Raw genomic sequence first — 13,742 nt, 5'->3', positions numbered from 1 at the left:
GGGCTTCTGTTTCCACACCCACGGTGTCACCCCGGCGCAGGCCGGGGGCCATCCTGAGGTCTCACCACCCACGCCGACAGCCATATCTCAGGCTGGATCCCGGCCTGCGCCGGGATGACATCGGTGAATGGGTTGGCAAAGAGTACAATGCCCAGCATGCCCGAACCCAAGCTCACCCTCTCCGGCGTCACCAAGTCCTTCCCCGGCGTGCGGGCGCTGCACGAGGTTAGCCTCGAGCTCTATCCCGGCCAGGTTACCGCGCTGATCGGCGAGAACGGCGCCGGCAAGTCCACCCTGGTGAAGGTCCTCACCGGCATCTACCAGCCCGACGCCGGCGAGATCGTGCTCGACGGGAAGCCCGTGACCCTCAGCTCCGCCCACAAGGCGTTCGAGCTCGGCATCACCGCCATCCACCAGGAAACCGTGCTGTTCGACGACCTCGCGGTGGCCGAGAACATCTACCTGGGCCACGCGCCCAAGACTCGCTTCGGCACCATCGACTGGACGCTGATGCGGAAGAACGCCCGCCAGGTGCTCGCCGACATGGGCGCCAGCCACATCGGCGCCGAGACCCGGCTGCGCGACCTGTCGATTGCCAACAAGCACCTCGTCGCCGTCGCTCGCGCCATGTCGATCGACGCCGAAGTGGTGATCATGGACGAGCCGACAGCGGCGCTCTCCCATAAGGAGATCGAGGACCTGTTCGTCCTGATCGAACTCTTGAAGGAAGACGGCAAGGCGGTGCTGTTCATCAGCCACAAGTTCGACGAGATCTACCGCATCGCCGACCGCTTCGCGGTGTTCCGTGACGGCGAAATGATCGGCAAGGGACTGATCAACGAAACGCCGCAGAACGACATCATCCGCATGATGGTCGGCCGCTCGGTCGATCACATCTTCCCCGAGCGCGCGCCAACCATCGGCGAGACCGTGCTGAAGCTCGATGGCCTGAGCCATCCCACCGAATTCGACGATATCGGCTTCGAGCTGCGCCGCGGCGAGATCCTCGGTTTCTATGGCCTCGTCGGCGCCGGCCGCTCCGAGGTGATGCAGGCGATCTTCGGGCTGACGCGCACCTCGCGCGGCGCCATGACCCTCGACGGCGCGCCGTTCGATCCGCACTCGCCGGCCGACGCCATCGAAGCGGGTATCGTCTATGTGCCCGAGGAACGCGGCAAGCAGGGCGTGGTGGTCGACCTGCCGATCGTCCAGAACGTCTCCCTGCCGTCCCTCAGGAAGACCTCGCGCCAGGGCTTCCTGCAGATGGCGGAGGAGTTCGCGCTGACCCGGAAATACACCGAGCGGCTCGACCTCCGCGCCGCCTCGCTCAGCCAGAATGCCGGCACTCTATCAGGCGGCAACCAGCAGAAGGTGGTGATCGCCAAATGGCTCGCCACCCAGCCCAAGGTGATCATCCTCGATGAGCCGACCAAGGGCATCGACATCGGCTCCAAGGCCGCCGTCCACGCCTTTATGGCCGAGCTGGTGGCCGAGGGGCTCGCGGTGATCCTGGTGTCGTCCGAACTGCCCGAGGTGATGGGCATGTCCGACCGCATCGTGGTGATGCGCGCCGGGCGGATCGACGCCATTCTCGACAATAAGGGATTGACCGCCGACGCGCTGGTCAAGCGTGCCATCGGCGCCCATGAGGTGGCGGCATGAACCGGAGTTCTTTTGCGCTCGCGCCGCGCCGGCTGTTCCGAACACGCGAGCTCTGGCTCGCCCTCGGCATCGCGGTGATGATCGGCGCCATCGCCACCCGCGCACCGAGCTTCGCCGCTCCGGCCAATCTCGCTGACATCTTCAACAACACCGCTATCCTGATGATCCTGGCGCTCGGCCAGATGGTGGTGATCCTGACCCGCTCGATCGACCTGTCGATCGCCGCCAACGTGGCGCTCTCGGGCATGGTGATCGCGCTGCTGAACTCCACCATGCCCTGGATCCCGGTGCCGTTGTTGATCCTCGCCGCGCCACTGATCGGGCTGGCACTCGGCGCCATCAACGGCTTCCTCGTCTGGAAGCTCGATATCCCGGCAATCGTCGTGACTTTGGGCACCCTCACCATCTATCGCGGCACCACCTTCCTCGTCGCCAGTGGCCAGTGGGTGAACGCCGCCGAGATGACGCCCGACTTCATTTCAATCACCCGCATTGAGCTCGTCGGCCTGCCGCTGCTCAGCTGGTTCGCCATCGTCATCGCCGCAGTGTTCTACGTGGTGATGACCCGCACCCCGATCGGCCGCTCGATCTATGCCATCGGCGTCAACCCGACGGCCTCGGTCTATGCCGGCATCAATGTGGGCCGCACCAAGTTCATCGCCTTCTGCATTTCCGGGCTCGTCGCCGGGCTTTGCGGTTATCTCTGGGTGTCGCGCTACGTCATCGCCTCGTCCGAGACGGCGGTGGGCTACGAGCTGCAGGTGATTGCTGCCTGTGTCATCGGCGGCGTTTCGATCGCCGGCGGCGTCGGCACGGTGGGCAGCGCGCTGCTCGGCGCGCTGTTCCTCGGCGTCATCAACTCGGCTTTGCCGGTGATCGGCGTCTCGCCGTTCTGGCAGATGGCCATTTCCGGCGCCGCGATCATCCTCGCCGTCGTCCTCAACGCCCGCGCCGGCAAGAAGACCGGCCGCATCATCCTCAAGCGGGCGGAGGCCGTCGCACCATGAACGACCAGACCCCGGCCACGCGCCACATCCCCGACCGGCTCGATAACCCGCTGCGTTCGGCGCTGTTCAGCTGGCCGAGCCTGCTGCTGGTGGTCGCCCTGGCGATCTTCATCGCCAACTCGCTGGCCTCGCCCTATTTCCTCTCGCCCTGGTCGCTCAGCGACGCGACCTTCAACTTCACCGAGAAGGCGCTGATCGCGCTCGCCATGGCGCTGCTGATCATCTCGGGCGAGATCGATCTTTCGGTCGCTGCGATCATCGCGCTGGCCTCGACCGCCATGGGCTTCGCGCTGCAATTCGGCGTCGATACGCCGGGGCTGGTCGCCATCGGCATCGGCACGGGGCTGATCTGCGGCGCCTTCAACGGCTTCCTCGTTACCCGCCTAGGGCTGCCCTCGATCGTCGTCACCATCGGCACGATGAGTCTGTTCCGCGGCATCAGCTTCATCGTCCTGGGCGACCAGGCCTTCAAGGGCTACCCCGCAAGCTTCGCCTTCTTCGGCCAGGGCTATGTCTGGTGGGTGGTGTCGTTCGAGTTCGTGCTCTTCCTCGCCGCGGCCGCCATCTACTACGTCGTGCTGCACCGGACGAGCTTCGGGCGCCGCATCTTCGTCATCGGCAACAACGCCACCGCCGCGCAGTTCTCCGGCGTCCGCGTCGAGCGCATCAAGTTCGTGCTGTTCTGCCTGACCGGGCTGATGGCCGGCATCGCCTCGGTACTGCTCACCAGCCGGCTCGGTTCGACACGCCCGTCGATTGCCCAGGGCTGGGAACTCGAGGTCATCACCATGGTAGTGCTCGGCGGTGTCTCCATCCTCGGCGGCGCCGGCTCGATCATCGGCGTGGTGATCGCCGCGTTCATCATGGGGCTTGTAACGTTCGGCCTGGGGCTCTTGAATGTCCCCGGAATCGTCATGTCGATCTTCATCGGACTGCTGCTTATCGTGGTGATCGCCCTCCCCATCGTCTACCGGATAATTCGCAAGTGACCTGTCACAAGGTCGGGGTCATCGACATTGGCAAGTCCAATGCAAAAGTGGCTATCGTCGATCTCGACACCCGCACCGAGATCGCCGTGCGCAAGCGGCCCAATTCCGTGCTCCGCGATGGGAAGTATCCGCATTTCGACATCGACGGGCTCTGGGATTTCGTCATTGGCGCGTTGCGCGAACTGAACGCCGAGATCCCGTTCGACGCCCTCAGTGTCACTACGCACGGTGCCTCCGCCGCGCTGATCGATGCCGATGGCGAGCTGGCCCTCCCGGTGCTCGACTACGAGTTCGCCGGCCCCGACCAATTCTGGGCCGAGTACGACCGGGTCCGGCCGAATTTCTCCGAGAGCTTCACCCCGCGGCTGCCTGGGGGGCTCAACCTCGGGGCCCAGCTGTTCTGGCAAGCCCATGCGTTTCCAGCCGAATTCGCCCGAACCAAGTGGATCCTGCCCTATCCGCAGTATTGGTCGTTCCGCCTCACCGGCGTCGCCGCCGCCGAGATCACCTCGCTCGGTTGCCACACCGACCTGTGGGATTTCACCACCGACCTCTATTCCTCGCTGGTGATGAAACAGGGCTGGCTCGACAAGTTCCCCGAAGTCCGCCCCGCCTCCGATGTCCTCGGCGTCACCCTCCCTGCGGTGACCGCCGCGCTGGGACTGAAGCGCCCGCTGCCGGTCTATTCCGGCATCCACGATTCCAACGCTTCGCTGCTGCCGCACCTGCTCGAGCGCGACCCGCCCTTCGGCCTCGTCTCCACCGGCACCTGGGTGATCGTGGCGTCGCCCGGCGGCGATATCGACCACCTCGATCCGGCCCGCGATTGCCTCGCCAATATCGATGCGCTGGGCCGTCCGGTGCCTTCATCGCGCTTCATGGGCGGCCGAGAGTTCGAGATGCTGACGACGCCGCGCGAACCCTCAGCCGAAGCAATCGAGCGGGTGCTCCGCGAGCGCATCACCCTCACCCCGTCAGTGGTGCAGGGCTCGGGCCCGTTCCCCAACCGGCAGGCGCAGTGGACCGTGCCGCGCGACCAGTTGAGCGATGACGAGGTCTACGTCGCCACCTCGTTCTACCTGGCGATGATGACCGCCGAATGCCTTGACCTGACCGGCGCCGAGAACCACACCGTGGTCGAGGGCCCGTTCGCCGGCAACGCGCTCTATCTGCGGATGCTGGCGGCGGCGACCGGGCGTCCGGTGGAGCCGGTGAAGCGGAGTGCGACCGGCACGTCGATCGGAGCAGGCTTGCTGGCGCGGATGGATCGGCCGCTTGCCGATGGGCAGCCCGCGGCGCTGGTTGAGGGCGATGCGGCTGCTGCCGGATATGCGTTGGACTGGCAGAAGATCATGACCTAAGCGCCTCTAGCGGGGACCCTTTGTCATGCTTCGGGACGTAGTGCATCGCGCACTGCCGCCTCGGCAGCTTCGATGCTCTCGAAGATCTGGCCATCCACTCCGAACGCGTCGAACTTGACGGCGAGGAAGCGGAAACCTGCATCGAGCGCAACCAGAACACCCTTCGGCTCGCCATCGACATCGACGGCTATGGGCTTGGCGCTATGTGGCTTTTCGAACGGGGCATGCTGCATGGAATGACCTCCATCGGCACGTCTCTAGGGACGGCCGGGGTGTTACCTGAACTGTGAGACGAATGGGTGACAGAGGTCACATTCGTTGGGGTCGGTAACACCCGTTGGAGCGATCTACCCATTTACCAATAAGCCCGGTTTGGAGAGTGGTGCGAATTGCGATGTGCATGTTCGTCTCCTTCCGGCGGCCATCGGCCTGGGTGATTCCAATGAGGGCGAGAATAGCTCGTCGCCCGCAGCTTTTCTGTGGCGAACCTGAGTCCGCCATCTGGTGGTTATACGGCGTCGGCTGCCGCAGGTCTATCCGGCTTTCGTCGTCGATCTCGCAAACATAGGCGGGCCACGGCCGTTTCGCCAGCCCGGCGCGTTCCAAACCGCTAGCATCAAAGTGAAATTTCCTGCCCGTTAGATTTGATCGGACGAAAAGCTCGGCGCGTCGTCATGGCCGCCGCAACGGTTGCTACCAAAGTATGCCAGCGTGATGGAAGCCTTGGGCTTCCTGCCTTGAAATCGATTGCATAATCTGTTGAGCTACGCCTGAGCGGATCTGGGGAGCATCGCCGCTCACCCAATATGCCTCGCAAGAAGGCATCATCCGCTCGAGGGAGGACATCGTTGGCCGATACGGAAACGCGCGACAAGAAGCGCGCCAAAGGTCGTCGCCCTCTTGGCGTTGACGGCGCCATCAAGCCGGGCGGCAAGCCCACCTTGCGCACCATTGCAGAGATGACCGGCCTCGCCATCACCACGATTTCGCGTGCGCTCAACAATGCGCCGGAACTGTCGGAGGAAACCCGCGTCCGGGTGCAGAAGATCGCGGCCGAAATCGGCTACGTCCCCGACCGCACGGCCCTGCGGCTGAAGACCGGGCGCACCCACGTCATTGGCCTGATCCTCGATCCGCACGACGAAATCCTCGGCTTCGGCCAGTCGATGGTCTCGGGGCTGACGGCGGCGCTGCGCGGCACGCCCTACCACCTCGTTATCACGCCGACCTACGCCAATGCCTCGCCGCTCGACCCGATCCTCTACATCCTTCGCAACAAGGCGGCCGATGGGGTGATCTTCTCGCGCACCGAGCCGGACGACGACCGGGTGAAGCTGCTGATGGAGGAGAACTTTCCGTTCGTCTCGCACGGGCGCACGGCGTTCCCGTCACCGCACCCCTATGTCGACTACGACAACTATGCCTTCGCCCATCACGCGGTGATGCGGCTCAAGGCCAAGGGCTGCCGCAAGGTGACGATCATCCTGCCGCCCGACCGTTTCAGCTTCGGCTATCACCTGCGCGACGGCTTCATGGCGGCGATCAACGAGACCGGGCTCGCTTACGAGATCATCGACGGCGCCACGCTCGACAACACCGCCGACGAAATCCGCCTTGCCATCATGCGGCGGATCGCCGAGCCCGACGCGCCGGACGGCTTCATCTGCACCGGCGACGCCGCTGCCCTATCGATCATGGCGGGCATCACCGATGCCGGCCGTCAGATCGGCAATAACGTGCAGATGGTGGTGAAGCAGACTTCCGGCATCTTCAGCCAGGTGCGGCCCAAGGTCGACGCGATCTTCGAGGACACCGCGCTCGCCGGCAAGCAGATGGGCGAACTGCTGCTCCGACGGATTAATGGCGAAGCAGCGGAGAATCTGCAGATTTTGCACGAACCGGAGATCTGGTTCTGAGGGCGGCGGCCTGATCTCGAGATGGGCCCCGGCACAAGGCCGGCGTGGCATCGAGGGTGTTGATAGAGCGGTGCTGCACTGCATTGACGCTTAGCCGTCGGCTCCGCGCTGCTGCGCCAGGGCCATGGCGAAAACGCCGTTGCCCACACTCCAGTCCGAGTAGTCGTTCTCATGGGCGAAGATGAAGACGTCCTTCGGGGAGACGGCCGCCCGGGCTTCGAGATTTTGCACAATTGCGGCATAGAGCGCCCGCTTCATCGCATCGCTCCTGCCCCGCCGCATGGTGATCTCGACTACGATCAGCGCGTCGGAACGGGCAATGCCATTAAAGCCACGGTCGAAGAAGAAGTCCTGATCGCGATACTCGTTGACGAGGTTGAACAACTCGTCCCTGGGCATGCCGATGCTGTCGACCAGGGCGTCATGAATGCCCTCAACGATATGATGCCTGCGCGCGGAATCCATTCCGAAGGGGACGGCGGTTCTGACGAAGGGCATGGCTCAACCTGACACGTTGCAATGCTGGCTGAATTATCACAGTGCCGTCGCCGTACATATTGACACCTTGGCCGTTTCGTTGTGAGCTCTAGTCACAATGAGACTTCAAAGAAACCTGCCCCTCGCGGCCCTGCGCGCTTTTGAAGCCGCCGCGCGCCATGGGCAGCTGACCGCCGCAGCCGAGGAGCTCGCGGTGACGCATGGGGCGGTCAGCCGCCATGTCAGCCATCTCGAAGTACTTATTGGAACGCCGCTTTTCGAGGGGTCGCGCAATCGTCCGACGTTGACAGCGGAAGGCCGCGTCTTCGGCTTCGCGCTCACCGCCGCCTTCGACCAGATGGAGGACGCGCTGCGCATCATTGCCAAGAGTGATGACGCGATACTGGATGTGGGGTGCCTCAGCACTTTCGCGATGCGCTGGCTCATCCCCCGCCTGCATGATTTCGCCGCACGATATCCGCGCTATGATGTGCGCCTCGCCACCGACGACAGGCCGGTCCGCACCCCAGTCGATGCGCAGATCCTGGTGGTGCCGCCGGACGCGCCGACCCCGGAAAATGCCAGCCTGCTGTTTCACGAAAAAATCGGCATGGTCGTTGCGCCATCGATCGCCGATGTGGCGGGGTTGCCGCGCCTGGAGACCCAGACGCGCAGCCAGATCTGGCAAGATTGGGCGCGCCTCGCCGGTGAGCCTCGGCAGGACAATGCCGGCGCGATCCGAACGTTCGACCATTATCATCTGACCATCGAGGCGGCGTTGAATGGTCTCGGTGCGGCAATCGTACCGTGGCATCTCATTGCCGAGGACGTGACACGCGGCCGGCTGCTAGCGCCTCTCGGCTTTCTGGACAGCAATTACCGCTATGTCGTGAGGGTCGACCGGCCTGGGAGACGGAAGACGGAGCATTTCGTGGCCTGGCTGAGAGAAGCGGTGGCCAGTTTCCCAGCCCCGCCACCTCAGACCTAAAACTCGCCAAACTGGAGCGTCCTTGCCGTCATAGGTCAGCACCCTTCCGATCAGCGGGTCGCCGATGCTGGGGGATGAGTTAGCGCCCACCCTCGATCTTGCGGTGGCGCTGGTTCACCCCGCCCTTGCCGTACGGATAATCCGCAATCTCCGGCGCGCTGGCGTCGGTCAGCTTCTGCGTGTTCTCGGCATCGAGCTTGAGACCAGCGGCAGCGAGATTGTCCGCCAACTGCTCACGCGTACGTGCCCCCAGAATCACCGAGGTCACCGCCGGGCGGTCGGCGAGCCAGGCGAGGGCGACCTGCGCCATCGACACGCCGAGGGTCTCGGATACGTCCTGCAGCGCGCCGATGATCCGCCAGGTCCGCTCCTGCGCGTTGCGCGGGCCATACGATTCCGAGCCGCGGTTCGGGTTCTCGCCCAGGCGGGTGGCGCCGGTCGGCTGCTGGTCGCGCTTGTACTTGCCCGACAGCCAGCCGCCGCCCAGCGGCGACCACGGCAAGAGCCCGATTTGGGCGTCGAGCGCCGCCGGTACGATCTCGTGCTCGATGTCGCGGACCAGCAGGTTGTATTGCGGCTGCAGCGTCACCGGCGGCGCGAGGTTGCCCATCTTGGCGAGGAACGACGCCTTGGTCAGCTGCCAGCCGATGAAGTTGGAGAAGCCGTAATAGGCGATCTTGCCGTTGCGGATCGAGTCGTCGAGGAAGCGCAGCGTCTCCTCCAGCGGGGTCAACGCGTCGTAGGCGTGCATTTGGTAGAGGTCGACCTGCTCGACGCCAAGACGGCGCAGCGACGCGTCGAGCGCCTGGCCGAGATGCCGGCGCGAGAGGCCGAGATCGTTCGGCCCGGTCCCCATCGGGAAGCGGCCCTTGGTGGTCACCACCACCTGCTTTGCCGCGTCCGGACGGGCCTTCAGCCAGCGGCCGACAATCTCTTCGGACTTGCCGGCGGAGTAGACGTCGGCGGTATCGAGGAAGTTGCCGCCGGCGGCGACATAATCGTCCATCAGCTGGAACGAGGTGGCTTCGTCGGCTTCGGCACCGAAGGTCATCGTGCCAAGAGTGAAGGCGGAGACGACGGCGCCGCTATTGCCGAGCTTTCGATACTGCATGGTATTCCCTCGATGGATTGAATCGCTTCAACGCGTGTCTAGCGCGCGTCGGATGTTCCGTCGAGTCGACCATCGGCTAATGACGATAGAAAGACGCGCTAGCCTTCGATTTGTTCGCGCAGTGCTTCCAGCGTCAGCCACTCGTCCTCGGCCTTGGCGAGAGCTGCCTGGGCCTTTTCCAGCGCCTTGCCGGTGTCGGTGAACTTCTGCGGGTTCTTGGCGTAGAGGCTGCCATCGGCGAGCGTGCCGTTGAGCTTGGCGATCTCGGCTTCGAGTTTCGCCATCTCCTTGGGCAGCGTTTCCAGCGCGTGCTTCTGCTTGAAGCTGAGCTTTTGCTTTGCCGGATGCGAGGTGGTCTGCGGCAAGGCCGCCTGCTTGCCACCCTTGGTCTTGCCCGCATTGGGCGGCGCGGTGACGCCATAGCCGCGCTGGGTGACCATGTCCGAATAGCCGCCCGGATACTCGGTCCACTGGCCACCGCCGTCGGAGACGATCACCGAGGTCGCCACCCGGTCGAGGAAGTCACGATCGTGGCTGACCACGATCACCGTGCCCGGATAGTCGGCAAGCATTTCCTGCAGCAGGTCGAGCGTTTCGAGATCTAGATCGTTGGTCGGTTCGTCCAGCACCAGCACATTGGAGGGCAGCGCCAGGACGCGGGCCAGCACCAGCCGGCCGCGCTCGCCACCCGAGAGCTTGCTGACCGCCGTGCCGGCTTGCTCGGGCCCGAACAGGAAGTCCTTGAGGTAGCCCATGAAGTGCTTGGGCTGGCCGTTGATGATCAGGGTGTCGGAACCGCCGCCGGTCACCGCTTCCTTCAGCGTCATGTCGGCGGTGAGCGAGGCGCGACGCTGGTCGAGGCTGGCGAGTTCGAGATTGGCGCCGAGCCGTACCGTGCCGCTATCAGGTTCCAGCACGCCGGTCAGCAGCTTGATCAGCGTGGTCTTGCCGGCGCCGTTGGCGCCGATGATGCCGAGCCGGTCGCCGCGGATCACCCTGGTGGTGAAATCGTTGACGATGACCCGTTCGCCGAAGGCCTTGGAGATGCCCTTGGCCTCCATCACCATCTTGCCTGAGGTCTCGCCCTCGGAAACCGAGATCTTCACGTCACCGACCGAGCGCTTCAGGTCGCGCCGCTCCTGGCGCAGCGCGAACAGGCCGTCGAGGCGGCGCACGTTGCGCTTGCGCCGCGCCGTAACGCCGTAGGTCAGCCAGTGCTCCTCGCGGACGATCTGCCGGTCGAGCTTGTGCCGGGCGGTCTCTTCCTCCTCCAGCACCTGGTCGCGCCATTCCTCGAAGCCCCCGAACCCCTTGTCGAGGCGGCGGGTGGTGCCGCGATCGAGCCAGACGGTCGAGCGGGTGAGATCGGCAAGGAAACGGCGGTCGTGGCTGATGATCACCAGCGCCGAGCGGATCGATGACAGCTCGTTTTCCAGCCACTCGATGGCCGGCAGGTCGAGATGGTTGGTGGGCTCGTCCAGCAGGATGATATCGGGCTCGGGCGCCAACACCCGGGCCAGCGCCGCCCGGCGAGCTTCCCCGCCCGAGAGCCGCGACGGTTCCTCGGTGCCGGTGAGGCCGAGATGGTTGAGCAGGTAGGTCGCCCGGTAGTGATCGTCGCCCGCCTGCATGCCCGCTTCGACATAGCTGAGCACATCAGCATAGCCGGAGAGGTCTGGCTCCTGCGGCAGGTAGCGGATGGTGGCGCCCGGCTGCAGAAAGCGGCGGCCGCCGTCGGCTTCGATCTCGCCGGCGGCGATCTTCAGCAGCGTCGACTTGCCCGAACCGTTGCGACCCACCAGCGCCACCTTCTCGCCGGGCATCAGCTGCAGTTCGGCGCCCTCGAGCAATTCGGTCGAGCCGAGTCTCAGGCGAATTTGCTGCAGGAACAGAATGGGCGCGGGGGCCATCGGGAAGTCCGGGGTCTAGAGGGGTCGGGCGGCATAGAGCACGTGCGGGCCGCGAGATCAACGCGACGCCGTGCCCGCCACAAAGATGAATGAACCGGGCCTAACGGCCGGAGTCAGAAGCCGTTCAACTGCGACTTGGCAAAAACGCGTTGCCGCGGGCTTCGGGGCAGATTGGCAGGTCTCCGAGGGTCCACTATTCCGGGCCCTTGGCCGCCTGCCGGCAATCCCAGAGAGACTGGGTTCCGCTGCACGAGCAACGCCCTTCGGGTCGGGCGTGTGCAGCGAAAGGGCGGGTGCCGGGCGGTTGGAGTCGGTCCGGCATCCGCTACTTGTACGGAGCGGTCAGTGTGCCGCCTGGGCGATCAGCACCGGTTCCATGTCCTCGAACTTGAGGCCGAGCCGCTCGCGCAGCGACTTACGCTTCGAGGCCAGGTCGGCGATGGTGTAGCTCTCGAGCACGTTGAAGAACGCCCCCAGCGCCTCGCGCAGCGCCGCATTGACGTCGCAGCTCTCGGCCAGCGGACACGTGATGTCGCCGTCCTCGAAGCACTCCGCCATCGAGAAGCTCTCCTCGGTGAGGCGGATGGTATCGAGCAGTGTGATCTCATCGGCCGGACGGCCGAGCTTGATGCCGCCGCGGCGGCCGCGCACCGTCTCGATCAGCCCGTTCTCGACCAAGGGCTTGATCAGCTTGAACAGGAACAGTTCTGAAATGGCGTGCGCCTTGGCGATGTCGGCGACGCGGCTGAGGCCAGGGTCGTTCACCGCGCAATAGATCAGGGTGCGGATGGCATAGTTGGACTGGCGAGTCAGTCTCATCGAATCTCCGATTCGGCGGTCACCGCCGACTTCTGCTGCTTCCCCACGGAAGCCCCGCTTTTCAGGGAGTCTTCCGGCTGGCTGGGGTCTGGAACTGCCTCACACTTTATAACGGTTCTAAACTTAGTCAAGAAAACATGACGCCGCGGTTCAGGATTGTGCGGGCAGGGGAGATCGGCCTGCCCGCACCATTGGTCATTCGTCCATGTATGGCCGATGCAACGCGAGGTCGGCCTCGCCGAGGCGGTCCTGCGCGGTGAAGCTCTGATGCCAGTAGGGATAAGGCAGGTTCGGCTGGCTGACCTTGTCGAGCTTTGCCACATCCTCGGCGGTGAGCTTCAGGTCGACCGACTTCAGGTTGTCCTCGAACTGCGCTGTGCTGCGCCCGCCGATGATCACCGAGGCCACTAGTGGTCGTTGCAGCAGCCAGGCCAGCGACACCTGTGCGCCGGAGACGTCGTGGGCTGCCGCTACCTCGTTGATCACATCGACGATGTCCCAGAGCCGATCCGCGTCGTAGATCGGGGGCTCCCTGAAACCGGTAACCTGCCGTCCGCTTTCCGGCTTGGTGTTGCGGGTGTACTTGCCCGAGAGCCAACCGCCGGCCAGCGGCGACCAGACGAGAATGCCGACGCCCTGGTCGAGCCCGAGCGGCACGAGTTCGAACTCGGCCTCGCGCGAATAGAGCGTGTAGTGAATCTGCTGGGCAACGAAGCGCTGGTAGTGCGCCGCGTCGGCAATGGAGAGCGCCTTCATCAGGTGCCAGGCCGAAAAGTTCGACGAGGCGGCGTAGCGGATCTTGCCCTGCTTCACCAGCGTATCGAGAGCCTCGACGGTCTCCTCGAGCGGCGTCTGCCCGTCCCATTCGTGCACGTGATAGATGTCGATGACGTCGGTCTTCAGCCGCTTGAGCGAGTTCTCGCATTCGCGGATGATATGCCAGCGGCTGAGGCCCTGGTCGTTCGGGCCCTTGCCGGTGGGAAAGCGCACCTTGGAGGAGATCAGCAGCTTGTCGCGCCGCCCATCCACCAGCGCTTCGCCGATCATGCTTTCGGACTTGCCGGCGTTGTAGACATTGGCGGTGTCGATCAGGTTGATCCCGTGATCGAGGCAGAGGTCGATCTGGCGCTGCGCGTCCTTGAGTTCTGTCTCGCCCCACGAGCCGTCATTGCCGAACGTCACCGTGCCGATCGACAGCGATGAGACCTTTAGGCCGGAGCGGCCGAGCAACCGATATTCCATGATGTCCCTCCAGTAATTCGTCGGCGCGGACCCTAGACCAGCCCGATGACAATGGGGAGGGCCGGCCAGGACAAATTGCCCGACAGCCACTCGGCTCCGGGGTGCTCGGGTAGTCGGGCGGTTCCGGCGTGGCTTCGACCACGCGGGTAGTCCGCAATATGAAGGCCGTCGCCACGCCGGAACTGTTCGGGGTTTTTGCGGGGACCATGAGGAAGCGTTCGCACGCCGTGCCAGGCACGGAAACGGTGGACGGGTGCCCA

12 protein-coding genes are annotated in these 13,742 nt (G+C 64.6%); 6 read left to right on the top strand and 6 right to left on the bottom strand.

Going from position 1 to position 13,742, the window contains the following annotated elements; all coding sequences use genetic code 11:
* Positions 1-156: 156 nt before the first annotated feature.
* From AC1DV8_RS18545 to AC1DV8_RS18530, 4 genes are read left to right on the top strand one after another with little or no spacing between them, the layout of a single operon-like run.
* Positions 157-1,662, top strand: a complete 1,506-nt coding sequence (locus AC1DV8_RS18545; protein WP_477158464.1) for a sugar ABC transporter ATP-binding protein — start codon at positions 157-159, stop codon at positions 1,660-1,662.
* Positions 1,659-2,669, top strand: coding sequence for an ABC transporter permease (locus AC1DV8_RS18540; protein WP_477158463.1), 1,011 nt, complete (start codon positions 1,659-1,661; stop codon positions 2,667-2,669). Before AC1DV8_RS18545 ends, AC1DV8_RS18540 begins: the two co-directional genes overlap by 4 nt.
* Positions 2,666-3,658, top strand: coding sequence for an ABC transporter permease (locus AC1DV8_RS18535; protein WP_477158462.1), 993 nt, complete (start codon positions 2,666-2,668; stop codon positions 3,656-3,658). The genes AC1DV8_RS18540 and AC1DV8_RS18535 overlap by 4 nt, the downstream gene beginning before the upstream one ends.
* Positions 3,655-5,019 (top strand): FGGY-family carbohydrate kinase, encoded by a 1,365-nt coding sequence (locus AC1DV8_RS18530; RefSeq protein WP_477158461.1) that lies wholly within the window; start codon positions 3,655-3,657, stop codon positions 5,017-5,019. The genes AC1DV8_RS18535 and AC1DV8_RS18530 overlap by 4 nt, the downstream gene beginning before the upstream one ends.
* A 23-nt stretch (positions 5,020-5,042) precedes the next feature.
* Here AC1DV8_RS18530 and AC1DV8_RS18525 read toward each other — a convergent pair whose 3' ends face one another.
* A complete protein-coding gene (locus tag AC1DV8_RS18525) occupies positions 5,043-5,252 on the bottom strand; it encodes a hypothetical protein (protein ID WP_477158460.1) in 210 nt (69 codons plus the stop codon).
* A gap of 684 nt (positions 5,253-5,936) precedes the next feature.
* Between AC1DV8_RS18525 and AC1DV8_RS18520 the strand changes: the two genes are divergently transcribed.
* Positions 5,937-6,935, top strand: coding sequence for a LacI family transcriptional regulator (locus AC1DV8_RS18520; RefSeq protein ID WP_477158558.1), 999 nt, complete (start codon positions 5,937-5,939; stop codon positions 6,933-6,935).
* A 90-nt stretch (positions 6,936-7,025) separates the two neighbouring features.
* Here AC1DV8_RS18520 and AC1DV8_RS18515 read toward each other — a convergent pair whose 3' ends face one another.
* Complete coding sequence (locus AC1DV8_RS18515) at positions 7,026-7,433, bottom strand: tautomerase family protein (RefSeq protein WP_477158459.1); 408 nt, start codon at positions 7,431-7,433, stop codon at positions 7,026-7,028.
* A 97-nt stretch (positions 7,434-7,530) separates the two neighbouring features.
* Between AC1DV8_RS18515 and AC1DV8_RS18510 the strand changes: the two genes are divergently transcribed.
* Positions 7,531-8,400, top strand: coding sequence for a LysR family transcriptional regulator (locus AC1DV8_RS18510; protein ID WP_477158458.1), 870 nt, complete (start codon positions 7,531-7,533; stop codon positions 8,398-8,400).
* 79 nt (positions 8,401-8,479) lie between these two features.
* On the opposite strand, the gene AC1DV8_RS18505 is transcribed toward AC1DV8_RS18510, so the two are convergent.
* From AC1DV8_RS18505 to AC1DV8_RS18490, 4 genes are all read right to left on the bottom strand, one after another.
* A complete protein-coding gene (locus AC1DV8_RS18505) occupies positions 8,480-9,511 on the bottom strand; it encodes an aldo/keto reductase (protein ID WP_477158457.1) in 1,032 nt (343 codons plus the stop codon).
* 98 nt (positions 9,512-9,609) lie between these two features.
* On the bottom strand, positions 9,610-11,421 hold the full coding sequence (locus AC1DV8_RS18500; RefSeq protein WP_477158456.1) for an ABC-F family ATP-binding cassette domain-containing protein: 1,812 nt from the start codon (positions 11,419-11,421) through the stop codon (positions 9,610-9,612).
* A gap of 342 nt (positions 11,422-11,763) precedes the next feature.
* Positions 11,764-12,240: an iron-responsive transcriptional regulator RirA gene (gene rirA / locus AC1DV8_RS18495; RefSeq protein WP_477151564.1), complete on the bottom strand. Its 477-nt coding sequence runs from the start codon at positions 12,238-12,240 to the stop codon at positions 11,764-11,766.
* 195 nt (positions 12,241-12,435) lie between these two features.
* Positions 12,436-13,482: an aldo/keto reductase gene (locus tag AC1DV8_RS18490; RefSeq protein ID WP_477158455.1), complete on the bottom strand. Its 1,047-nt coding sequence runs from the start codon at positions 13,480-13,482 to the stop codon at positions 12,436-12,438.
* Positions 13,483-13,742: the final 260 nt, after the last annotated feature.

Source organism: Devosia sp. P3_B2 (genome assembly GCF_056402875.1).
This window is presented reverse-complemented; position numbering and strand designations above follow the sequence as displayed.

Bases quoted from the DNA above. Each gene is read 5' to 3' on its own strand.
- rirA (WP_477151564.1), bottom strand. From the start codon at position 12,240: ATGAGACTGACTCGCCAGTCCAACTATGCCATCCGCACCCTGATCTAT.
- AC1DV8_RS18515 (WP_477158459.1), bottom strand. From the start codon at position 7,433: ATGCCCTTCGTCAGAACCGCCGTCCCCTTCGGAATGGATTCCGCGCGC.
- AC1DV8_RS18540 (WP_477158463.1), top strand. From the start codon at position 1,659: ATGAACCGGAGTTCTTTTGCGCTCGCGCCGCGCCGGCTGTTCCGAACA.
- AC1DV8_RS18505 (WP_477158457.1), bottom strand. From the start codon at position 9,511: ATGCAGTATCGAAAGCTCGGCAATAGCGGCGCCGTCGTCTCCGCCTTC.
- AC1DV8_RS18525 (WP_477158460.1), bottom strand. From the start codon at position 5,252: ATGCAGCATGCCCCGTTCGAAAAGCCACATAGCGCCAAGCCCATAGCC.
- AC1DV8_RS18535 (WP_477158462.1), top strand. From the start codon at position 2,666: ATGAACGACCAGACCCCGGCCACGCGCCACATCCCCGACCGGCTCGAT.
- AC1DV8_RS18500 (WP_477158456.1), bottom strand. From the start codon at position 11,421: ATGGCCCCCGCGCCCATTCTGTTCCTGCAGCAAATTCGCCTGAGACTC.
- AC1DV8_RS18510 (WP_477158458.1), top strand. From the start codon at position 7,531: ATGAGACTTCAAAGAAACCTGCCCCTCGCGGCCCTGCGCGCTTTTGAA.
- AC1DV8_RS18490 (WP_477158455.1), bottom strand. From the start codon at position 13,482: ATGGAATATCGGTTGCTCGGCCGCTCCGGCCTAAAGGTCTCATCGCTG.
- AC1DV8_RS18545 (WP_477158464.1), top strand. From the start codon at position 157: ATGCCCGAACCCAAGCTCACCCTCTCCGGCGTCACCAAGTCCTTCCCC.